This window comes from Streptomyces sp. NPDC045022 (assembly GCF_056432605.1).
In genome coordinates, this window is record NZ_JBWKIR010000003.1 from 157,665 (window position 1) to 179,344 (window position 21,680).

Here is a 21,680-nt window from a genome sequence, read left to right on the forward strand (position 1 = left end):
CGAGCCCGGCATGATCCAAAGGAGAGGCCCTAGTCCACCTCGGCCACGGCCTGCGCGAACTGCGCCTTGTACAGCCGCGCGTACGCCCCGTCGGCCGCCAGCAGCTCCCTGTGCGCGCCCTGTTCGACGATGGACCCGTTCTCCATCACGAGGATCGTGTCCGCGTCCCGGATCGTCGACAGCCGGTGCGCGATCACGAAGGACGTCCGCCCGGCCGCCAGCTTGGCCATCGCCTTCTGGATGAGGACCTCCGTGCGGGTGTCCACGGAACTCGTCGCCTCGTCCAGCACCAGGATCACCGGGTCGGACAGGAACGCCCGCGCGATGGTGATGAGCTGCTTCTCACCGGCGCTGACGCCCGCGCCCTCGTCGTCGATCACGGTGTCGTACCCCTCGGGCAGGGTCCGGACGAACCGGTCGGCGTGCGCGGCCCGCGCGGCCTCCTCGATCTCACCCCGGGTGACCTCCCGCGCGGCGCCGTACGCGATGTTCTCCGCGATGGTGCCGCCGAACAGCCAGGTGTCCTGGAGCACCATGCCGATCCCGGACCGCAGTTCGTCCCGGGACATCTTCCGGATGTCCACGCCGTCGAGCGTGATCCGGCCGCCGGAGACGTCGTAGAAGCGCATCAGCAGGTTGACCAGTGTGGTCTTGCCCGCGCCGGTCGGGCCGACGATGGCGACCGTGTGTCCCGGCTCCACGGTGAGCGACAGGTCCTCGATCAGCGGCTTCTCCGGGTCGTACCGGAACGACACGTGCTCGAGCCGCACCCGCCCGCGCAGTTCCTGCGGCCGCTCGCCCGGCATCGGATCCGCCTCCTGCTCCTCCGCGTCCAGGAGTTCGAAGATCCGCTCGGCCGAGGCGACGCCGGACTGCACCAGGTTCGCCATCGACGCGACCTGCGTGAGCGGCATCGAGAACTGCCGCGAGTACTGGATGAACGCCTGGACGTCGCCGATGGACAAGGCGCCGGACGCGACCCGCAGGCCACCGACGACCGCCACCAGCACGTAGTTGATGTTCGAGACGAACATCATCAGCGGCTGCATCACACCGCTGTTGAACTGCGCCTTGAACCCCGCCTCGTACAGTGCCTCGTTCTGCTCGGCGAACTGCTTCGCCGACTCCTCCTGCCGCCCGAACACCTTCACCAGGTTGTGCCCGGTGTACATCTCCTCGACGTGGGCGTTGAGCTTGCCGGTGGAGCGCCACTGCTGCACGAAGTGCGGCTGCGACCGCTTGCCGACCCGGGTGGCCACCACGAACGACAGCGGCACGGTGACGAGGGCGACCAGCGCGAGGATCCAGGAGACCCAGAACATCATCACCAGCACACCGATGATGGTCAGCAGCGAGTTGATCAGCTGGCCCATCGACTGCTGGAGCGTCTGCCCGATGTTGTCGATGTCGTTGGTGGCGCGGGACAGCACCTCGCCGCGCTGACGCTTGTCGAAGTACGACAGCGGCAGCCGCGACAGCTTCGCCTGTACGGCCTCCCGCAGCCGGTACATCGTCCGGTTCACGGCCCGGTTGGTCAGCCGGGTCGCGACGGCCATCAGCAGGCCGGCGACCACGAACGTGCAGAGCGCGAGCAGCAGGACGTCCCCGACCGCACCGAAGTCGATCCCCTTGCCGGGGGTGAAGTCGGTGCTCTTGAGCATTTCCGCCATCTGCCCCTGGCCGTGCTCGTGCATCGACCGGAGCACCTGCTCCTTGCTGGCCCCGGCCGGCATCTGCCGGCCGATGATGCCGGCGAAGACCAGGTCGGTGGCCTTGCCGAGGATCTTCGGGCCGATCACGCTCAGGCCCACGCTGACGACCACACAGAACAGCAGGCCGTAGAGGGTGACCCGTTCGGGCTTGAACTGGGCGACGAGCCGTTTGCCCGACCCCTTGAAGTCCATCGAGCGCTGGTCGGGGCCCCCCCCGGCCATCATGCGTCCCATGGGCCCGGCCATCAGGCGGCCTCCGCTTCCGTCAGCTGGGAGAGCACGATCTCCCGGTAGGTCTCGTTGGACGCCATCAGCTCGTGGTGCCGGCCGGAGCCGACGACCCGGCCCTCGTCCAGCACGATGATCCGGTCGGCGTCCCGGATGGTCGCCACCCGCTGGGCGACGATGACGACGGTCGCCTCGGCGGTCTCCTCGGCGAGCGCGTTGCGCAGCGCCGCGTCCGTGGCGTAGTCGAGCGCGGAGAAGGAGTCGTCGAAGAGGTAGATCTCCGGACGCTGCACCAGCGTGCGGGCGATGGCGAGGCGCTGCCGCTGGCCGCCCGACACGTTCGTGCCGCCCTGCGCGATCGGGGCGTCGAGCCCGCCCTCCAGCTTCCGCACGAAGTTCCCCGCCTGCGCCACCTCCAGCGCGTGCCACAGCTCCTCGTCGGTGGCGTCCGGATTGCCGTAGCGCAGGTTGGTGGCGACCGTGCCCGCGAACAGATACGGCTTCTGCGGCACGAGCCCGACCGTCCGCGCCAGCAGCGTGGGCTCGACGTCCCGCACGTCCACGCCGTTGACCAGCACTTCACCCTCGGTGGCGTCGAACAGCCTGGGGACGAGCCCGAGCAGCGTCGACTTGCCGCTGCCGGTGGAGCCGATCACGGCCGTCGTCTCACCCGGCCGGGCCTCCAGGTCGATGGACTTCAGCACCGGTTCCTCGGCACCCGGATAGCGGAAGCCCGCGCCCCGGACCGCCAGATGCCCGTGCCGGCGCAGCTCGGTGACCGGCGCGAGCGGCGGCACCACGCTGGAGTCGGTCTCCAGGACCTCCTGGATGCGCTCGGCGCACACCTCGGCGCGCGGCACCATCATGAACATGAAGGTGGCCATCATCACAGACATGACAATCTGCATCAGATAGGCCAGGAACGCGGTCAGATCACCGATCGCCATCCCGCCGCTGTCGATCCGGTGGGCGCCGAACCACACGACCGCGATCGACGACACGTTCACCACTGTCATGACGATCGGGAACATCAGCGCGAGCATCCGGCCGGTGGCCAGCTGCATCTCGGTCAGCTCGCCGTTGGCCTTCCCGAACCGGCCCTGCTCGTACTCGTCCCGGACGAAGGCGCGGATCACCCGGTTGCCGGTGATCTGCTCGCGCAGCACCCGGTTCACCGTGTCGAGCCGGACCTGCATGGTGCGGAACAGGGGCCGCAGCCGGCGCACGATCAGCGTCACGCAGATGCCGAGCACCGGGACGACCGCGACGAGCACCGCGGACAGCGGCACGTCGAGCCCGAGGGCCAGCACGATCCCGCCGACACACATGATGGGCGCCGACACCATCAGGGTGAACGTCATCAGGGCCAGCATCTGGACCTGCTGTACGTCGTTCGTCGTACGGGTGATGAGTGAGGGCGCTCCGAAGTGACCGACCTCACGGGCGGAGAAGGACTGCACCCGGTCGAAGACGGCGCCGCGCACGTCCCGGCCGAGTGCCGAGGCGGTCCGGGCGCCGTAGTACACGGCACCGACGTTGCACACCACCTGTACCAGCGAGATGCCGATCATCAGGGCGCCGAAGGAAAGGATGTAACCCGTGTCACCCTTCACGACACCGTTGTCGATGATGTCCGCGTTCAGAGTGGGCAGATAGAGGGTGGCGCAGGTCTGCAGGAGCTGCAGCAGCACCAGGAAGGTTATGGGTTTCTTGTAGGGCCTGAGATAGGTCCGCAGAAGTCGTATGAGCACGCTACGTCTCTCGCAGTCGGCGGTAGGGGCGGGTACGCCCCTGGCCCCTATCGTCGGGCACTCCACCCGCGTTACCTCAACCGATTAAGCCGACAGCGGCATCTCACAGCTGGAAGGCCCCGGGATGGGTCTGCTCCCGCACCGCCGTGAACTGCTGCCGCACCGCCTGCCCCACCGCCAGCTCGTCGCCCGGTTCCAGCACCTGCGCCGCCGCACCCTGCCAGGCCGGCGGGGTGCGCGGGTCCAGTGTGCCCTGCGACACACCGAGCGCCCATGCCGCCTGCCGGGCCGCGCCGATCGCCGCGTAGTCCGCGGGCTGCGGTACGACGACCTGCGTGCCGAACAGCGAGGGCGCGGCGGCCTGCACGGCGGGCAGCTCGGCGGCCGGGCCGAGCAGGAAGATCCGCCGTACGTCCACGCCCCGCCCGCGCAGCACGTCCAGCGCGTCGGCGAGCCCGCACAGCATGCCCTCGAACGCGGCCCGCGCCAGATGCTCGGGCCTCATCGACTCGCGTCGCAGCCCCGCGAGCGTCCCCGCGGTGTGCGGCAGGTTCGGCGTCCGCTCACCCTCCAGATAGGGGAGCAGCACCAGCCCGTGCGACCCCGGCGTGGACTTCATCGCCAGATCGGACAGGCCTTCCAGGTCCGCCAGCCCGAGGAGTTCCGCGGTGCCGCGCAGGGTCCGTACGGCGTTCAGCGTGGTGACGACCGGCAGATGCATCCCGGTGGCGTCCGCGAGGGAGGTGATCATCCCGGACTGGTCGGCGAGCGCCTCCCGGTGCACGGCCATCACGGACCCGGACGCCCCGAGGGACACCACCGCGTCCCCCAGCCCGATCCCGAGCCCGAACGCGGCGGCCATGGTCTCCCCGGTCCCGGCGGAGATCAGCAGCCCCTCGGGGGTCGTACCGGCCGCGTCCGCCGGGCCGATCACCTCCGGCAGCATCGCCTGATGCCCGAGGGCCAGCTCGACCAGGTCGGGCCGGTAGCCGCCGGTGGCCGCGGACCAGTACCCGGTGCCCGAGGCGCCACCACGATCGGTGGTCCGGCGCACGGGCCGCCCGAGCAGCTGCCACACCAGCCAGTCATGCGCCTGGAGCGCCACGGCCGTCCGCAGCGCGTTCTCCGGCTCGTTCTTGGCGAGCCAGCGCAGCTTGGTCACGGGCTGCGCGGCCTGAGGCACGCTCCCCACCGCCTGCGCCCAGGCCTCCTTGCCGCCCAGCGCGTCGACCAGGTCGGCGGCCGCGACCTGCGCCCGCTTGTCGCCGCCGACCAGCGCCGGGCGCACGGTGTTTCCCTGGGCGTCCAGCGGGACCAGCGCGTTCTGCTGCGCGGACACGCCGATGGCCTGCACGCCCTCCAGCAGGCCGCCTCCCGCGGCCTCGCCCAGGGACAGCAGCCAGGCCTGCGGGTCCACGTCACTGGGCCGGCCGCCCCCGCCGTCCGGCGCCTCGACCGGATGCGGGGCATACCCCTGCCTGAGCACGGCGCCCGTGTCCGTGTCGCAGACGACGATGCGAGTGAAATCGGGCGAGCTGTCCAACCCGGCGACTATCCCCATACCGAGAATTTTGCCGTACCGCGGAGCCTGCTTCGGCCGAGGGCGTCCACTCGCCGCGGGCTCCCCGCCGTCGCGCCGTGCTCAGCGGCGATCGTCAGGTGTTGCTGGTGCCCCAGTCGTCCTCCGCCGTGCCGTTGATGTTGCGCTCGCGCAAGGAGCGCACCCGCTGGGCCACGGCCGCGGGGACGTGGTCGCCGACCTTGTCGCTGACCGTGTGGAAGGCCTTGCCGGCGTAGACGCGGCCCTGCTGGGCGGCGGTCTCCGCGGTGTTACGGACGGCGGGGTTGTGCGCGATCTGCTGAGCGGACTTCTTCAGCCGCTCGTAGCGTTCGCGTCCGGCCCTGGTGCCGAGTACGTAACCGAGGGCCAGTCCGGCGACGAACGTGAGCCGGTAGCGCATGGCTGCCACCCTTCCCTTGTCTAGGTCTCTGGTGCGGCGTCGGCGCCGGGGGATACCGATTGGCGGAGCACCCCCCTGCTTGCGCTAATGTATGTGTCGCAGCGAGCGCCCGCCCCCTGGCGAATACCCAGGTAGGCACGTTCGATGCAATCGAGGCGATCCTCCGTAGCTCAATTGGCAGAGCAGCCGGCTGTTAACCGGCAGGTTACTGGTTCGAGTCCAGTCGGGGGAGCTTCGGTCCTCCGTAGCTCAATTGGCAGAGCAGCCGGCTGTTAACCGGCAGGTTACTGGTTCGAGTCCAGTCGGGGGAGCGCGTTGAACAGGGGCCCCTCAGGGGTCCTTTTTCATGTCCGCGGGAACCGCCGTGCCTGCGAGGATGTCCTCGGGATCATGAGCAGCGCGGAAGCCGACCATCCGAAGCAGGAGATCGTATGAGCGGCTATGCTGCGGCAGACGGCGCGCACACATGTACGCGACACGCCGCTATGGGGCGGTAGCTCAGCCGGTTAGAGCAGCGGACTCATAATCCGTCGGCCGTGGGTTCGAGTCCCACCCGCCCCACCAGTGCAGGTCTCTTACCTGCGGAAACGTCTCTTCCTGGCACGGAGATCAGGAACTCTGACTCAACGGAGAGAATCCGCTGCTCAGGGGTACTGTCGGAAGCCGCAGAGAATGACCTGACTGATCCAGGCATGGCTCTGACCTGCAGTGATGCGAGCGATCGGGTGCGCTGGAAACCACCTCGCGGTCTCCGTGCTCCAAGATCCAGTGGACGCATAGTGGACGCGAGGGCCTGGAGCTGAGTGCAGAGCGGCATGGCTGGTTCGAGCAGGAAACGGAGCACGCGGCTGGTACTGGTGCCCGTCCCTGAGCCGCCACGCCGCCCGGCGTAGCCCGAGCGGTGCGGCCTACAGGTCGTCGGGTAGAAGCCGGAAGGCGGGATGGCCGGTCAGGGGACGGATCATGCGGAAGTGATGGTCGGTGGTGAGCAGGGCGTCGGTGCGGTAGGCGGCGGCCAGGGCGACGTTCATGGCGTCGGTCAGTCCGATGCCTTTGCCGCCGTCGGCGTACCCCTCTGCGACCGCGATCGCCGCGCTCAGGTGTGCGCTGACAGGCGGTACCTCGAATCGGCGCGTCGCCACGTCGCGTTCGATGAACCGGGCCGCCGCCAGAGCTTTGCGGGCTCCGGCGCGTGTCGCGATCAGGTAGTCCAACTCGGCCAGAACCAGGGGGGAGATGACCAGGTGGCTGGTCGCTGCCAGTGCCTTCCTGTGCTGCTGGTGGCCGGTGAGGTTCGGGTCGAGCAGGCGGTACAGGCCGTTGGTGTCGGCGATGGCGACCAGGGTCACGCGCCCATCCCCTTGAGCGTGTCCTCGATCTCGTCGTCGGTGAGGTCGGGCAGGCCGAGGTCGGGCAGGTCGAGGTCGCCCATGGGTCGGTCGGGTACGGGGGGACGTCGGTGTCACTTATCGGTACGACCCGAGCCACCGGGGTGCCGTTCTTGGTGACCGTGACGGTCTCGCCACGGGCCGCGGCGGCAAGGATCTGCGAGGACTTCTGGTGGAACTCGCGGGCAGTGGTCTCCATGTAGTACGTGTTACTACAGAGGTGGGTGCCGCGGTCGCCGACGGCGAATGCGGCCGAGAGCGCGATGGGCGCGGCGATGCCGTGACGTGTGGTGAGCGTGTCCAGCAGCGCGGTGTCGAGGTGGTGCAGCGGCAGCAGCCGGGCGGTCCACCGCAGCCGTGGCGGGGCCTGGTCCAGGTCGAAGAAGCTCCCGCAGCGGGGGCAACACCGCTCCGCGGGGCCATCGCTCTCCGGGTGTGTGCCACTGCAGTGCACCACGGTCACACGGTGCTCCATGTGGACAACGGCTTCACTGCTGTGGCGGCGGCCCTGAAGGAAGTGCAGCAGCGGGACGCAGGTGCCTGACGACGGCGACCGCTGCGGAAGAGCTCCGTCCGTCGAGGCGGTGTCATGCCGATGCGCCGAGCACGGATCACTTGACCGGCGGTGCGGTGGAGGCAGCCACCAACCACGCGACGTCAGGCTCCTGGTGTCGACCCTCCGGGATGGGTACGGCCGCCTCGCACGCCCTGGCCCGCCGCCCGGGCGTTACGCCGGGGGCATCACCCCGTGGATCCGCGACAGGGTGAACACCCGCTCCGCGCGCAGATGACACCAGGCGTACAGATACGGAGGGTCGAGGTCGAGGCCGCTGAGGGTGCGGATCGTGCGGCTGCCCGTGGTGGCGACGTACTCGATGGTGATCGCCGTACCGTCGTCGACGGCGTGGGCGAGTTGACGGACATCGGCGTGGGAGATCTGGGTCGCCGATCCGGCGATGATTTCCTCGGTATCGGTGGCGAAGGGGACGCCGTTGTACGGGTCGGGGGCGGGATGGGCGAGTGGGGCGCCCGCGAGTCGGGCGGCCAGCGCGCTCAGCTCGGCCTGCTTCGGGGCGGCGGTCATCCGGGATGGGGTGCTGGGCCTGCTGACCGCTCTGCGCGGGGGCGGCACCGGCGCGGTCGCCCGGGGGCTGCCGGGTCGTTCGACGCGCACGGTTCCGTCGGCCGTCTCCGCGACCGGCGCGTATCCCTCGGTCCGCAGTGCGGCGAGGGTTTTCTCCAGCGGGGTGCGGCTGACGAGGACGGTCGGGGCGAGGTGCCGCAGGCCCAGTTTGGAGAGTTTGCGGTGGGCGGCGATCTCGGTGAGGAGGGCGGGTTCCTCGCCGTGGACGACGCAGGCGGCCGAGGCGATGCGGATCCGGCCGTGGCTGCGTGCCGTGTCCATGATCAGGTAGGACAGGGGCTGGGGCAGAGGGTTGGCGGCGACGGCGGCCAAGTCGGCCTCGATGGAGTCCGGGCTACGGCCGGCGTCCAGGGCGCGGCGGACGCTCGTCGGGCTGAACCGCCGCACTGAGGTGTTGCCGCCGGCCTCCCGATCGGCGACCGAGTCCAGCAGCACGACCAGCCGTGCGGCGGGTGTGCCGGTGACGACGGCGGTCAGGTCGCCGCCGAAGCGGGCCGTCGCGGTGGCGGCGGGAAGCAAGCGGTGGCAGGCGGTGGCCAGTCCTTCGGTGCTGTCGGCCAGCAGAGCGGCGCCGATCGGGGACAGCGCGCCGCGGGCGAGCACGCCGAGGAGTTCCGCCTCCCGGATCACGGTGGCGAGCGGCGTCGCGTCCTGTGGCAGCACCTCGGCGAGCGGCCGTGACCAGTGGGTGAGAGGACCCAGTTCGGCCGAGTTCTTCGCGCCCTGCCCGGCCGGGAGACGGGAAGCGGCGGTGAGCAGCCCCTTCCGGGCCTGGAGGCAGCCGGCACAGGGCGGGGCCCCGGCCAGGGCGGGCAGCGCCTTGTTGTCGTCGTCGCGGGCCTGCGAGGGGGTGAGCCCGAGTGTCCACCAGGCGTGCAGCAATACCGGGAGCCGCTCTGCGGGCTCCGACTCGGCCCAGGTGTCGTAGGCGTCCGTCGTCGCGACCCGGTCACCGTCACGGGCCATGAGACCGGCCTCGTACGCCATCTCGAGGGTGAGGCGCACGACGCTCTCCTCGCAGCGTGCCGCTCTGCCGATCCTGGCCAGTTCGCGGGCTCCGACGCCGCCGGACTTCAACCGGGCGGGCGGAGCCGTCGCACACACCGACAGGACCGAGGCGGCGTGGGCGGCGAACGCCGTGGCCGCGGCGGACGCCTCACTGTCGACCTCCGCCGGGCTGACGGGTACGAGCAGCGTGACGGGCGGCGCGGGGGCGAACGGAGCATGCCAGCCCGGCCCGCGCAGCGCGAGCACCACCTCGGCGGGCATCCGTACGGGGCCGTAGCTGTACCGCCCCTGGACCAGCAGTCCCCGCTCCAGCGCCCAGCGCGCACCCGGTTCAGGGGCGGACTGGCCCCCGAGGAGGACGAATGCCTGCGGCCGGTACGCGGGGTCCGCCCTGCGTTCCAGCAGTTTCCGGGCGTCGGCCGGTGCCCGCGCGACCACCGCGGCGACACGTGCCGGGTCGCTGTGGTGTTCCACGAGCGTCGCGAGACGCTGCGGTTTGGTGCCGGGAGGCCGGACGCCCAGAGCCGTGAGCATGCGGCGCAACTCCTCGGAGGTCGTGTCCTTCAACAGCGTCGCCAGCGGCTGGTCCAGTCCGAGCGGCGTGTCCCAGGTCTGCCGCAGGGGCGCGGCCATGCGCAGTGTTCCCTCGCTGTCCGGCCAGACCAGCGCATGTGCGGACAGCGTCTGGAGCGCCGCTTCCAGGCCGTGTGCGGTCTCGTCCTCCGTCGCGTCCAGCAGGTCCGCCAGGACGTCCCGAGAGGCCGGCGCACTCAGTGCCGCCAGTGCTTCGGCTGCCTGCAGTGCGGGCAGTGCGAGCCGGGGCAGCGCGAGCGCGACCGAGCCCGGGCGTTGCAGGCGTTCGGCCAGTTCGCTCACCGAGCGGGGTTCCGGCGGGGACACGGCGTCCGGCCGTGCCGCGAGTACCTGCTCCAAGTGTTCGGCGTCGAGGCGGTGGAGCCATGCTGCGAGGGTCGACTTACCGGACTTCACTGATCAGTGCACCTCGTCGAGGGAAACGCCACGCTTCGCGCCGGCAGGCCGGGCGAGACGCGCTGTGCCGCACGGCCTCCAAGCATGGCGCATCCGGCGGGTGCCGTAGGCGCCGTCGTCAGAGATTCGCGGACGGGCCGCACTGGTTCTTCCCCGCGCAGTCGCCGCCGTGTGGCAACTGGAGAAGCCGGAGGGGGAACGGTTCCGAAGGGCGAGAGGGATCATGGTGGCCGCGGCGTCGACCGGGCTTGCGGAGCCAGTCGGCCCAGTTGCTGCTCGTCCCGGAGGTAGTGGGACAGGGCGGCTCGCAGACCGTCGCGCCCTGCTCCCATGCCGGGAGCATGCATGGGTGCGAAACGAGCGAAGATCTTGTGCTGGGAGATGAGTCCGGCGAAGACCGGGAGAATACGGGTGAGCACCTCGAGCCCGCGGGTGATGTAGTCACGGAGGTTGTCAGTGCTCCGACCGGCCACCGGCGGTTCACCGGCGCCAGTCATGACGGTCGTGACGTGCGCGTGCAGGGCTTCGGCGAGGAGTTCTTCCTTGTCCGCGAAGTGGTTGTACAACACGCCGTCGGCGACCTTGGCCTCGCGGGCGATGCCGCGCACGGTCAGGCCCACGCTCCCGTGTTCGGCGATGAGGCGTGCAGCAGTGGCGATCAGGTGCTCGCGGAGCTTCTGATCGCCTCCGCCGTCCCGCAATAGTGCGGGTTTCCTAGGTGACATCACGTCGCAGTGCAGTGAGGCTCGCAGCGGTGGCGATCACCACGGCGTACATGGCCGGCATGACGCGCCACCCCACAGAGGCAGCAGGCCGTCCTTCACTCGTGGGCCCTCGACAGGTTGCGTACTGATCGCGTTCGGTAGGCACCGGGGGTCGAACCCGTCCACCGGCGGAAAGCGCGGATGAATGCCGCTGCGTCGGCGTACCCGAGACGTACGGCGATCTGGTCGACCCCGAGTCCGAGGGTGGACAGCATCTCGACAGCACGAGTGTGCCGCGCTGCGTCGACCAGACGCCGGTAGGACGTGCCCTCCACTGCCAGACGCCGGCGCAGAGTGCGGGTGGAGACGTGCAGCGCGGCTGCGGCAACGCCCATGTCGGGGATGCCGTCCGGCCACTGCATGAGCAGTTCCCGTACCCGCGCTGCGAATCCGGTGTCGGTGCGCCGGGCCAGCAGGAGCCTGCACTCGCGTTCGCACACCTGCATGGTGTGCTGGTCCGCCTGCGGCAGCGACTGCTCCAGTACCGCCGCGAGGGTGACGATCGCGTTGCGCGGCGCCCCGAAGGCGATGGGCACGTCGTCAAACGTCTCGTACGGCGCGGACGTTTCAGGCCGTGGAAAGCGCAGATCCAGCCGGAGGGGGGTGAAGGGCCGGCCCACAATGGTGTCGAGGATGGCCCGGATATTGGCTATTTCCCGCTCGATGAAGAAGTGCCGGACGGGCGGGGGCACCAGCCCGTCGTCCAGGACGAGACGGACCTCGTTTCCGTCCTCCTGAAGGTGGATCCCGACCATGGCGAAGGTGAGTTCCAGGTAGCGCAGTCCCACAGCCGCGGCCTCGCGCAGCGTCGGGCTGGCGAGCAGTGCGAAGCCCAACACGCTGTACGTACGCAGCGGAATCCGGCTGCCGACCTCGAGCCCCAGGCCGGGAGCGTCGCCCGTGGCGCGGACCAGGTTCTGCGCCACAGTGAGCTCCTGCCAGGCCCGGACATGTGCGGCATCGTCGGCAAGAGCGTTCTCGTCCACACCACTGCCGTCGAGGCATGCCGGTATGGGCACTCCACGCTCGACGCCCACGTCCACCATCGCGCGCACACCTGCGATGCCTCGGTTGAACAGCCGTGGAGCTGTGGAGACTTCGTCGGCCGCCGCCCTGTGGCCGGAACGGCCAACAGCATGGCCGCCATTGCCTGGAACCAGCACTGCCAATCCCCCTAGCATCGGAAGGGATCGATGCGGCGGATCCCGCCGTAGGCTCCCATTCAGCCTAGTCGGGATGTGCGTGCGGGCCAGGAGGCGCACGCGTTATCAGCCACCGCTGTCTGTAGCGCTCGGCGCGGCCCGCGGTCCTCACGTGCGCGACTGCTGCACCGGAAAACATTCTCGAGCACAGCCAGTGAAACGCACAGTTCCGGTTGCTGGTTACCGAAGGCAACGGGGGCTTCCGAATTGCACGGGAGGAGCGAATGATGGACGACTTCAGCACGTTGGAAGTAATGCTGGTCGACAATGAGGATCTCGTGCGCCGCGGATTCCGGCAGGCCCTCGGGGAGGAGCCGGATATCACGGTGGTCGCCGATACGAGGGTCGGTGAGGAAGCATTACGCATGGCCGAGCTGCGGCGACCGCAGGTCGTCCTCGTGGATGCCGAATGCGAATTTGTCCGGAAACTCGCCCGGCCCTTGGGGACGGCAGTACCCGGAGTCGCGCCGGGGATAATTGTCCTGACCAGCAACGCCCTTGACAGCCATCTGCTCGGGTCGCTGAAGGCGGGCGCACGTGGTTTTCTGCTCAAAAGTGCCAGCCAGGACGAGCTGATCTCAGCTGTCCGTGCAGTTGCTGACGGCGCGGCCTTCTTGTGCCCCACGATGACCCGACGGCTGATCGATCGGTTCGAGATTCTGCCGCCGCCACATGAGCGGTCTCACGCGGTCGCCCTGGCGAGCCTGAGCGGCCGCGAGACCCAAGTTCTCTGCGGTATAGCCATGGGCAGGTCGAACCAGGAGATCGCCCACGAGCTGCATGTCACGCTCGCCACCGTGAAGTCCCACGTCTCGCGCATCCTCGCCAAGCTCGAGTTGCCGAACCGGATGCACGCGGCGCTGATGGCCCAGCGGAGCGGTCTCGTGCACCCGCCCCCGCCACCGCGGGCCAAACAGGCCGCGGTAGGCCCCCTGTCCTCCTGCCGCCCGTCCCAAGCCCGTGGTCAGGCGGGCTTGGTGAACGCGAGGACCACGTTGTGACCGCCGAAACCGAAGGAGTTCGAGATGGCCGCGGTGACCCTGATGCGCTGCTGGGTTCCCGTGACGATTTCCACCTTCACCTCGGGATCCTTGTCGTCGAGGTTCCTGGTCGCGGGAATCACGTCGGTGAAGACGCTCAGGACCGTGAAGATGGCCTCGATCGCGCCGGCCCCGCCTATGAGATGGCCGGTGATCGACTTGGTCGCCGTCACAAGAGCATGCGGACCGAGCGATTCCAGCAATGCCGCCGCCTCGATACGGTCACCGACGGGCGTACCGGGAGCGTGGGCGTTGACGTGAACGATGTCCTGCGGGCCGAGACCGCCGGAGCGCAAGGCCTCGCGGATCGCACTGATCTGACCGTCCGCTGACGGAGATGTCATGGTGTGCGCGTCGGAGCTCATCCCTGTACCGGCGAGCGTGGCATACATCCGCGCGCCACGAGCTTTCGCGAACTGGGTCCGCTCCAGCACGACGGCGCCGCCGCCCTCGGACATGACGAAGCCGTCACGGGCACTGTCGAACGGCCGCGATGCGTTCTGAGGGTCCTCATGACGGCCGGACAGGGCTCCCATGCGGGCGAAAGCCGCCATGGACAGCCGGCCGATGCATGCCTCGGTGCCGCCGGCGACAACGACATCGGCCCGCCCGTCACGCAGTAAGGCGAGCCCCATGGCTATTGCCTCCGCTCCGGAGGCGCAGGCGCTGGTCGGCGCGTGGGCGCCGGCCCGGGCGCCGAGAGCCAGACTGACTGCGGCGGCCGAACCGTTGGGCATCAGCATCGTCACCGCGAACGGCGACACGCGGCCCGGCCCCTTGGCCAACGACAGGTCGTGCTGGTCGACCAGTGTCCCTCCGCCGCCGAGACCGGTGCCGATCACCACGGCCAGCCGCTCCGGCGCCACCTCGGGCGCGCCGGCGTCGGTCCATGCCTGCCGGGCGGCCACCATCGCGATCTGCTGGCAGCGGTCCATCCGTCGGGCCTCGACCCGGTCCAGTACCTCGGTCGGTTCCTGACTCAGCCGGCCTGCCAGTCGTACGGGCAGATCGCGAGACCACGGTTCGTCGAGCACGGTGATCGGGGATTCGCCGGCGAGCAGCGCCTTCCAGGTGGAGTGGACGTTGCCGCCCAGCGGCGTGGTCATTCCCAAACCGGTGACCACCACGCCGGTCGTACCCAGGACCTCCCCGTCCGGGTGACCGGGGAGTTCGGGGAGATCGGGGAGTTCGGGGAGCTTCGGATAACCCAAGAAGTAGTCGTCAGATGCGTCGTAGGACATCGAGGTTCCCTTTCTGAAGCCTTCTGGGGAATGTTCTCCCTTGGATACGGGCCATTCGTCGTCCACTGGCCGTCGTCATGACGGTATCCAGTACGAGGCACTTTCCGTAACGGCCGACGGACCGAACCGTGACGGCGACCGGAGGATGGCTTTCATCCGTCTTCCGGCCTACTCGAAGCTCGCCTCCGGTAGGGGGATGGGCCCATCCCGCGGCGGATACCCGATATTTCTCTGCCGACCTAGCATCTCTTCGAGTGGAACCACCAAGACGCACACGTACAGCAATGGCTGGATACGTGATCAAGTCCCGACGGGTCAGCGGGGAAATGGCAGGGGCAATGCCAATGGCCGAGTCGAACAGGAGGACCACGATGTCAGAGGATGCCGTCACAGAATCCCGACCGGAGCCGACGACCTTGGTCGAGCTCTGCAGGTATCGCGCGTCCAGGGAGCCGGATCGACGGATGTTCGCCTTCCTGGAGAACGGCCTCGAAGAGTCCGACTCGCTCACCCTCGCCCAACTGGACACCCGGGCAAGGGCAATCGCGGCGCATCTGAGCAGGCAAGCCCCGCAGGGCGCCCGCGCCGTGCTGAGTTACCCGCCAGGCCTGGACTTCGTGTCCGCCTTCTTCGGCTGCCTGTATGCCGGCCTGATCGCGGTGCCGGCTCCTCCGGTGCTGCGCGTCGGTGTCGACGACCGGTATACGCGCTTCCGGTCAATCGTCGACAGCTGCCAACCGGATGTGCTGCTGTCGAACGGGTCAAGGCTGAACCGTGTCGACGCGTTACTGAAGGACATCTCCACACCACGCCGGCCGACGTCTGTGGCGACCGACGAGATCAGTGAGACGGACGCGTACGGCTGGAATGCCCCCGACATCGGCGAGGACACGATCGCGTACCTGCAGTACACCTCGGGCACGACCGGTCCGCCCCGGGGTGTGGAGCTCACCCATGGCAACGTTCTGCACAACCTCTCGTTGATCTTGGCCAACGGTACCCGCGCCACGGACGACTTCGACCGGCTGCCGCCTGTTGTGTCCTGGCTGCCCGTGTTCCACGACATGGGACTGATCACCGGGGTCCTGCAGCCGATCTACGTCGGGTACGACGCCGTACTGATGCCGCCCTCGGCGTTCACCCAGCATCCGGTCAACTGGCTCCGCGCGATGTCGGACCGCGGGGCGGGCATCAGTTCAGCACCCGGTTTCGGGTACGAGTTGTGCCTGCGGCGCGTCTCCGAGGAGCAGTTGCGTTCCCTCGATCTCAGCGCCTGGCGGATCGCGGTGGTCGGCGACGAGCCGGTGCGTGCAGAGATGATTGACCAGTTCAGTGCCATGCTCGCCCCGTTCGGGTTCCGCCGCGAGGCGTTCTTCCCGAGTTACGGCATCGCCGAGTCCACTGTCATGCTCAGCGGCGGGCCGGTGGAGCCCGAACCGGTGATCCGCCGGTTCGACGCGGTGGCGCTGGCGAAAGGCAAGGTGCAGCGAGCCGGTCGCGAGGACGAGGTGCGCCGGCTGGTCGGCCTGGGCCAGGTGCACCCGTCCATGACCATCGCGGTGGTGGATCCGGCCACCGGCGATCCCTGCGCCCCGGACGAGACAGGGGAGATCCTGGCGTCCGGACCGAGTATCGGTGCCGCGTACTGGAACGCCCCGAAGGAGACAGCGCGTACGTTCAACGCCACCGTGCGCGGCCACGAGGGCCGCCGGTTCCTGCGCACCGGCAGCCTGGGCTTCCTGGACGGCGGTCAGCTCTTCGTCACCTGCCGTGTGGACGACCTCATCGTCGTGGAGGGCATGCAGCACTACCCGTACGACATCGAGGCGACCGCGGCAGCAAGCCATCCCGCCATACGGGAGGGCTGCTGCTGCGCCTTCACCGCCGAGGACGGCGGACGCACACGCCTCGTCGTCCTGGCTGAGATCAACAGCCGGTACCGCGTCATGACCGGCCCCGTCCCGGACACTCCGCCAGGTGCCCGCGCGACCCACGCGGCGGATGAGGTCGAAGAAGCCGTCCGGGAGGCCGTCTTCGCCGGGCACGGCCTCCGGGCCGACGACGTCCTCCTGGTCAAGGCCGGTGCGCTGCCGTTCACCACCAGCGGCAAGTTGCAGCGCGCACAGTGCCGGTCCAGGTACCGGGCGCGGGCATTCGCGACAGTCTGAACCTCGCTCCATGCAGGGGCGCGCGAACTGTCCGCCGCCTTCTTCCTCTTCCTCCGTTTGGAGTGGTCATATGCGAACCAATCCCGAGCACGGTGTTCGACTGCCCGAGGCGGTGGCCGGCGAGCACGGCGCACTGCCGACGCTGATCGACCTGTGCCGCACTCGTGCGGCAGCCGAGCCCGACCGGAAGAACTTTGTGTTCCTGGGCGACGGTGTCGAGGAATCAGAATCACTGACCCTGGCCGAACTCGACCGCCGGGCGCGGGCGGTCGCCGTGACGCTGCGACAGCAGGTTCCTGCCGCGCGCGCACGCGTGCTGCTGAGTTACCCGCCGGGACTGGACTTCCACGTCGCCTTCCTGGGCTGCATCTACGCCGGTCTGATCCCGGTGCCGGTGGCTCCGCTCGACGGGACGCGGAGCAATGCCAAATGGACTCGGGTGGAGTCGATTGCCGCGAGTTCCGAGCCCTCGCTGTTCCTGTCGACCGGCCCCGTGCTTGCCGCCGCGGAGCACGTCCTCACCGACACCGGCGGGCTCGCCCGGCTCAACCGGGTGGCGACCGACGAGGTACGCCTGGACCTGGCCCAGGAGTGGACCCCACCGGTGGCCGCCGCTGAGATGGTCGCCTATCTGCAGTACTCCTCGGGCTCGACCGGTGTGCCGAAAGGCGTCGCGATCACTCACGGCAATGTGCTGAACAACCTGTCGTTGATATACGACAATACGCGTCGGTCTGCCGACGACGCCGGGCTGCCCCGACCGTCGGCGGTGTCGTGGCTGCCGCCGCACCACAACATGGGCCTCATCTGCAATGTCCTCGACCCCCTCTTCTCCGGCCGGGATGTCACCCTGCTGCCGACGATGACTTTCGTGCAGCGTCCGCTCACGTGGCTGCGGGCCATCTCCCGGCTCGGACGCGCGGACAGCTGCGCACCGAACTTCGCCTACGACCTGTGCGTCCGCCGGGTGACGGACGCTCAGCGCCGGGAACTCGACCTCAGTCGCTGGGAGATGGCGCTGGTCGGAGGCGAGCCCGTCCGCTCCGACACGCTCGACCGCTTCAGCGCGGCATTCGCGGAGGCCGGCTTCCGGCGCGAGGCGCTGTCCCCCGCGTACGGCCTCGCCGAGGCGACAGTGATGGTCACGGCCGTACCGGTCGGCCAGGCCCCGGAAGTCCTGCGGCTGGACTCCGAGTCGCTCGCCGCCGGAAAGGTGCGCCCAGCCGCGTCGGCACAGGACAGCCGTGAGCTGGTCGGCTGCGGCCCGATCCATCCGTTGAGCACGGCTATCGCCGTCGACGTGGAGACAGGCAAGCCCTGCGGGGAGGACGAGGTGGGTGAGATCTTCGTGTCCGGCCCGAGCGTCGCAACGGGGTATCTGAACGCTCCCAAGGAGACTGCCGAGACCTTCATGGGATCCATTCCCGACCAGCCGGGGGAGCGGTTTCTCCGTACTGGTGACCTCGGATTCGTGCAGAACGGGGAGCTGTTCATCACCGGCCGGGCAAAGGATGTCATCATCATCGCCGGTGCCAACCACTACCCGCAGGACATCGAGGCCACCGTTGAGGCCAGCCACCCGGCAGTCCGCGAGTTCGGTACCTGCGCGGTGTCGGTCGACGACGGCGCACACGAACGGCTCATCGTGCTCGCCGAGACGACGATGGCAGCCGGAGGCGAGACCGGTGATCAAGTGACCGCCCAGGAGATCAAGCAGGAGATCAGGCGCGCGGTCCATGCCGGACACCGCATCCAGGTACACGATGTCGTCCTCCTCAAGCCGGGGACGCTGCCGCTCACGACGACCGGCAAGCTGCAACGGCGCGACAGCCGGGACCGGTACCTCGGGGGTTCCTTCGAGGCGGCCCTCATCGAATGACGGTGCGTCCTCTGCGCATCCGGTGCCCTGGCGGGCCTTGCCCGGCCAGGGCACCGTGCAGGTACGCCGACGCAGGAACCCGGCGCCGGGTAACCGGTGCCGGTCGGCACTCTGCTCTCAGGCCGCAGGCCCGTCCCTTCCTCCTTCAGCATGTGGTGATCGACATGCACCGGCGGTGTCGGTGTGTCTTGCAACGGCTAAACGCAGTGAGGTGAATCGGCGCTGCTGGTCATTCATGAGCCCCGTAAGCGGTAGCAGTCTCGGCAAGCCGTCGGCCGTGGGTTCGAGTCCCACCCACCCCACTAGTAATGCGCCCTGACCTGCGGAAACGCGTCTTCGGCGGCTCTGAGTCACAACTCGAGCCCAACGGAGAGAATCCGCTGCTCACGTGTGCTGCTTGAGGTGTCGCGGTGGGTGCCTGGGTGCTCCTGAAGAGGCTCTGAACTGCGGCGATGCGGAACAAGCTCGGCTGCCGGAAGTTACGCGGTGAAGCCGAAAAGCAAGATTCAGTGGACGCTCAGTGGACACAAGGAAATGGAACGGGTCGCAGGAGGTCGGGCGACCTGACCGGAGGCGCCGCCGGGCGCCCGCCCCGTCGTACAACGTCGTCGGCTGTCGCCTGGTCTGGGTGATCCGCCACGGTGGACGTGGGCAGTTCGTGGCAGCGGGTCGCGTGCGTCGTGGCCGGTGGCCGTGACCCGGTCGGTGAGGCCGGACTTTCTTGCCGCGGCGCTGAGTTCGAGGACGGTGCGGGCGCCGGAGGGCCTGCCAGTGGGCGCGTTGGGTGTCGGCGACTGTCTCTTCGTCAGGTCGCGGTTGTTCGCGCATGATTGCCTCGTCGGCCCCTGCGCGTGGTGAGCGTCACTTCCTGCCGAGGTGCGCGGTAACGATGTCGTCGGCCCGGGTGGCGTCGGGGCCGTACTTGTCCTTGTTCTCCTCGGTGACGGTCATCTCCACGGCGCCCAACATGTCGTTGTCGTCCACCATTCCGGGCCTGCCGGAGTCGCCCGAGTGGTCCATGCCCGGCATCGAGGTTCTTGACCTGGGGTGACGAGGCTTGCTCTTGGGTGTCGTAGGCGTCGGTGCTCGCGGAAGCCGACCCACCAGATCCCAGCGAGCGCCCACGGGGCTTTACTGCTTGAGGCCGATCACCCGTACCGGCTGCCCCGTCGTCCGGGCGATGGTGTCGAAGTCGCGGTCGTAGTGGAGCAGGGTGAGTCCTGCCTCTTCGGCGGTGGCGGCGACGAGGAGGTCGACCGGGCCGGCGCTGCGGTGTTCGCCTTTCGCGGTGAGCTGCTCCTGGATCACGCGGGAGCGGCGGTAGATGCCGTCGGGCATCGGACACCACACGTAGTGGGCGTCGAGTGCCGCCTTCAGCCGTGCGCGGTCCCCGGCCGAGCGGGCGGAGTAGAGGACCTCGAGTTCCGTGATGTCGCAGATCGCGACGAGTCCACCGGTGATCCGATCCTCCCACTCGGTCGTGTTCTGGCCGAGCAGGACGCGGGCGAGGGCGGAGGTGTCGATGAGGTAGTCGGCGACTGTCACGGCCGGTACTGGCTCTTGTCCAGGAGGATGTCGATGTCCAGGGCGCGGTCACCCCGTACGCTCATCAGGGCGCCCGCACCCTTGTTGCTCGGTGCGCGCCGTCAGGAACGTCTGATCCACTCCTCGGGCGAAGAGGCGGAGCCGTTTTCACTTCATCTTTCACGCAGCGGAGGGTCGAGACGTCGCTCTCGGGTACGAGGAACGGGCGGCTTCCGGCCGTCCGCCGGACCATGTTGAGGGCTATGCTGCTGTACGGACGTCCCAGACCCCGGCGGCTTGTCGTTGCTCGATACAGATGGCTGCGGGGAGCGGAGCTTTCGTCCGTCACCCGGCGCATCCCTGGAGGGAACTGGGTGGGTCCGCTGTCCTGTCGCACAGGCTGCCGGGCCGGCCGTTGCTCCGTCTCCGTCGAACGTACGCCCCTGTCAGGAGCGCGCCTGGAGGCCCGGGAATGCCGGCGTCACCGCGTGCGCTGCCGGATGGTCTTCTGAACCGAGGCGTCATGCCCTTCCCACAGCTCACCATCTACCGCCGTGATCGACGGAACGGGGCGCTGATCACCCTGGCCGGTGAGATCGACCTGGAATCGGCCCCGCTGGTCCGCACGGCACTGGCGCGGTGCCTGAGCGACGGCATTCGCACCGTCGATGTCGACCTCACCCCCGTCACCTTCTGCGACGGCAGCGGCCTCAACGCCTTCCTGTACGCCGCGCAGAAGGCCGCCGAGGCCGGTGGGACCCTGCGACTGCACCACCCGCCACCGACCCTGGGCCGGATACTCGACCTCACCGGCTCCGGGTTCCTGCTCCTCGGCCCTCCGCCCGGGCATCTGGCACCTCCTCTCGGGGATGTCGCAGCCCCGACCACCCAAGCCCCGCCACATCGGCTCGTTCCGCTGGACTCCGTCCTCTCGGGTGATGCGCGGTGACGGCCCGGTCGGAGCGGGGGCAGCAACGAGAGCCCCGTGGCAGTGAGTCGGCCACCATGGACGCGGTCCTGTTGCGTCGGGTGAACCGCTGGCAGGCGCAGGCCGTGAGCGGGGAGCTCGCGGATCTGTACGTGGACTCCCGCGAGACGTCTCCCCGTGAGCCGTACCGCCCTCCCGGCCGCCAGGACTTTCTGAACCGTCTCACCACCGAGATCCGTCGGCCGAGGTTCGCCATGGTGATCGCGGAGACGGACGGCCTGGTGGGATGCGCTTTCGGATTTCCGGTGCGCGGCGACGGCTTCTGGTGGCTCGGGTACGACGGGGCGCTGCCGCGCGGCAGCGAGCAACTCACCGAGCCGGGCGGAGTCTTCGCGATCACCGACATCCTGGTCCGCCCGCACCCGCAGGACCAGGACGTGGCTCGCCGGTTGCAGGAGCGGCTGCTGACCGACCACCAGGCGTCACTCGGCGCCACCTTGGTGCACCGGGCCGATCACCTCGTCCTCGCTGCGCTCCGTTCCTGGGGATGGCTGGACGTGAGAGAGATCTGGAGGCCGATCAGCGCCACGCTGCTCCGGGTGCTGGTCCTTCCGGTCGGGGAGCGAACCGCAGCGCGGCTGGAGGGACTTGCGCACGATGCCTGGACACGGCTGCCCGGATGAGGTCCGACAGCCGCGCGGCCCGCATGCAGGTGCTGGTGGCCGAGCAGGCGGCCCGGCGCGGTGTTCGGG

General features: G+C 69.1%; 16 protein-coding genes, 3 tRNA genes and 2 pseudogenes. 9 read left to right on the plus strand and 12 right to left on the minus strand.

The features are described from left to right. Nucleotides 1-29 precede the first annotated feature (29 nt). The 4 genes from AC07C1_RS06845 to AC07C1_RS06860 form a co-directional block, all read right to left on the minus strand. Nucleotides 30-1,958, minus strand: coding sequence for an ABC transporter ATP-binding protein (locus tag AC07C1_RS06845; RefSeq protein WP_478937406.1), 1,929 nt, complete (start codon nt 1,956-1,958; stop codon nt 30-32). Continuing rightward, on the minus strand, nt 1,958-3,691 hold the full coding sequence (locus AC07C1_RS06850; protein WP_478937407.1) for an ABC transporter ATP-binding protein: 1,734 nt from the start codon (nt 3,689-3,691) through the stop codon (nt 1,958-1,960). Before AC07C1_RS06850 ends, AC07C1_RS06845 begins: the two co-directional genes overlap by 1 nt. Nucleotides 3,692-3,794: 103 nt before the next feature. Beyond that, nucleotides 3,795-5,252, minus strand: a complete 1,458-nt coding sequence (locus tag AC07C1_RS06855; protein WP_478937409.1) for an FGGY family carbohydrate kinase — start codon at nt 5,250-5,252, stop codon at nt 3,795-3,797. Nucleotides 5,253-5,346: 94 nt separating this feature from the next. Further along, nucleotides 5,347-5,652: a YtxH domain-containing protein gene (locus AC07C1_RS06860; protein WP_478937411.1), complete on the minus strand. Its 306-nt coding sequence runs from the start codon at nt 5,650-5,652 to the stop codon at nt 5,347-5,349. 159 nt (nt 5,653-5,811) lie between these two features. Here AC07C1_RS06860 and AC07C1_RS06865 point away from each other — a divergent pair. The 3 genes from AC07C1_RS06865 to AC07C1_RS06875 all read left to right on the plus strand — a co-directional run bounded on the left by AC07C1_RS06865 (nt 5,812) and on the right by AC07C1_RS06875 (nt 6,216). Next, a tRNA-Asn gene (locus AC07C1_RS06865) sits at nt 5,812-5,884 on the plus strand. 6 nt (nt 5,885-5,890) lie between these two features. Next, nucleotides 5,891-5,963 (plus strand) — tRNA-Asn (locus AC07C1_RS06870). Between the two features lie 176 nt (nt 5,964-6,139). After that, nucleotides 6,140-6,216 (plus strand) — tRNA-Ile (locus AC07C1_RS06875). 344 nt (nt 6,217-6,560) lie between these two features. Here the strand turns inward: AC07C1_RS06875 and AC07C1_RS06880 are convergent. Beyond that, nucleotides 6,561-7,001, minus strand: coding sequence for a PIN domain-containing protein (locus tag AC07C1_RS06880; protein ID WP_478937412.1), 441 nt, complete (start codon nt 6,999-7,001; stop codon nt 6,561-6,563). A 163-nt stretch (nt 7,002-7,164) separates the two neighbouring features. Continuing rightward, nucleotides 7,165-7,239: pseudogene (locus AC07C1_RS06885) on the minus strand (type II toxin-antitoxin system Phd/YefM family antitoxin); the annotation flags it as partial. Between the two features lie 184 nt (nt 7,240-7,423). Here AC07C1_RS06885 and AC07C1_RS06890 point away from each other — a divergent pair. After that, nucleotides 7,424-7,584, plus strand: a pseudogene (locus AC07C1_RS06890) (VapC toxin family PIN domain ribonuclease); the annotation flags it as partial. A gap of 183 nt (nt 7,585-7,767) precedes the next feature. Here AC07C1_RS06890 and AC07C1_RS06895 read toward each other — a convergent pair. The 3 genes from AC07C1_RS06895 to AC07C1_RS06905 all read right to left on the minus strand — a co-directional run bounded on the left by AC07C1_RS06895 (nt 7,768) and on the right by AC07C1_RS06905 (nt 11,992). Further along, the gene (locus AC07C1_RS06895; protein WP_478937413.1) at nt 7,768-10,182 is read right to left on the minus strand and encodes a helicase-associated domain-containing protein; all 2,415 of its coding nucleotides are present in this window, start codon (nt 10,180-10,182) and stop codon (nt 7,768-7,770) included. A gap of 221 nt (nt 10,183-10,403) precedes the next feature. Beyond that, nucleotides 10,404-10,907, minus strand: a complete 504-nt coding sequence (locus AC07C1_RS06900) for a TetR/AcrR family transcriptional regulator (RefSeq protein ID WP_478937414.1) — start codon at nt 10,905-10,907, stop codon at nt 10,404-10,406. A 95-nt stretch (nt 10,908-11,002) separates the two neighbouring features. After that, nucleotides 11,003-11,992, minus strand: coding sequence for an AraC family transcriptional regulator (locus AC07C1_RS06905; RefSeq protein WP_478937415.1), 990 nt, complete (start codon nt 11,990-11,992; stop codon nt 11,003-11,005). Nucleotides 11,993-12,372: 380 nt separating this feature from the next. Here AC07C1_RS06905 and AC07C1_RS06910 point away from each other — a divergent pair, with 380 nt between their 5' ends. Further along, complete coding sequence (locus AC07C1_RS06910) at nt 12,373-13,149, plus strand: LuxR C-terminal-related transcriptional regulator (RefSeq protein WP_478937416.1); 777 nt, start codon at nt 12,373-12,375, stop codon at nt 13,147-13,149. Here AC07C1_RS06910 and AC07C1_RS06915 read toward each other — a convergent pair. Further along, nucleotides 13,113-14,495, minus strand: coding sequence for a beta-ketoacyl-[acyl-carrier-protein] synthase family protein (locus AC07C1_RS06915; RefSeq protein WP_478937417.1), 1,383 nt, complete (start codon nt 14,493-14,495; stop codon nt 13,113-13,115). The genes AC07C1_RS06910 and AC07C1_RS06915 overlap by 37 nt on opposite strands. Before the next feature lie 305 nt (nt 14,496-14,800). Between AC07C1_RS06915 and AC07C1_RS06920 the strand changes: the two genes are divergently transcribed. Together AC07C1_RS06920 and AC07C1_RS06925 are read left to right on the plus strand one after the other, a co-directional pair. After that, nucleotides 14,801-16,597 (plus strand): fatty acyl-AMP ligase, encoded by a 1,797-nt coding sequence (locus AC07C1_RS06920; protein ID WP_478937418.1) that lies wholly within the window; start codon nt 14,801-14,803, stop codon nt 16,595-16,597. Between the two features lie 70 nt (nt 16,598-16,667). After that, nucleotides 16,668-18,476: a fatty acyl-AMP ligase gene (locus tag AC07C1_RS06925; protein ID WP_478937419.1), complete on the plus strand. Its 1,809-nt coding sequence runs from the start codon at nt 16,668-16,670 to the stop codon at nt 18,474-18,476. 861 nt (nt 18,477-19,337) lie between these two features. On the opposite strand, the gene AC07C1_RS06930 is transcribed toward AC07C1_RS06925, so the two are convergent. Then, nucleotides 19,338-19,496, minus strand: a complete 159-nt coding sequence (locus AC07C1_RS06930) for a hypothetical protein (RefSeq protein ID WP_478937420.1) — start codon at nt 19,494-19,496, stop codon at nt 19,338-19,340. A 111-nt stretch (nt 19,497-19,607) separates the two neighbouring features. Beyond that, a complete protein-coding gene (locus AC07C1_RS06935) occupies nt 19,608-20,021 on the minus strand; it encodes a PIN domain-containing protein (protein WP_478937421.1) in 414 nt (137 codons plus the stop codon). A 502-nt stretch (nt 20,022-20,523) separates the two neighbouring features. Between AC07C1_RS06935 and AC07C1_RS06940 the strand changes: the two genes are divergently transcribed. Further along, a complete protein-coding gene (locus tag AC07C1_RS06940) occupies nt 20,524-20,949 on the plus strand; it encodes an STAS domain-containing protein (RefSeq protein WP_478937422.1) in 426 nt (141 codons plus the stop codon). A gap of 56 nt (nt 20,950-21,005) precedes the next feature. Further along, entirely contained in the window at nt 21,006-21,611 is a 606-nt protein-coding gene (locus tag AC07C1_RS06945; RefSeq protein ID WP_478937423.1) for a hypothetical protein, read from the plus strand. The last annotated feature ends 69 nt before the right edge of the window (nt 21,612-21,680 follow it).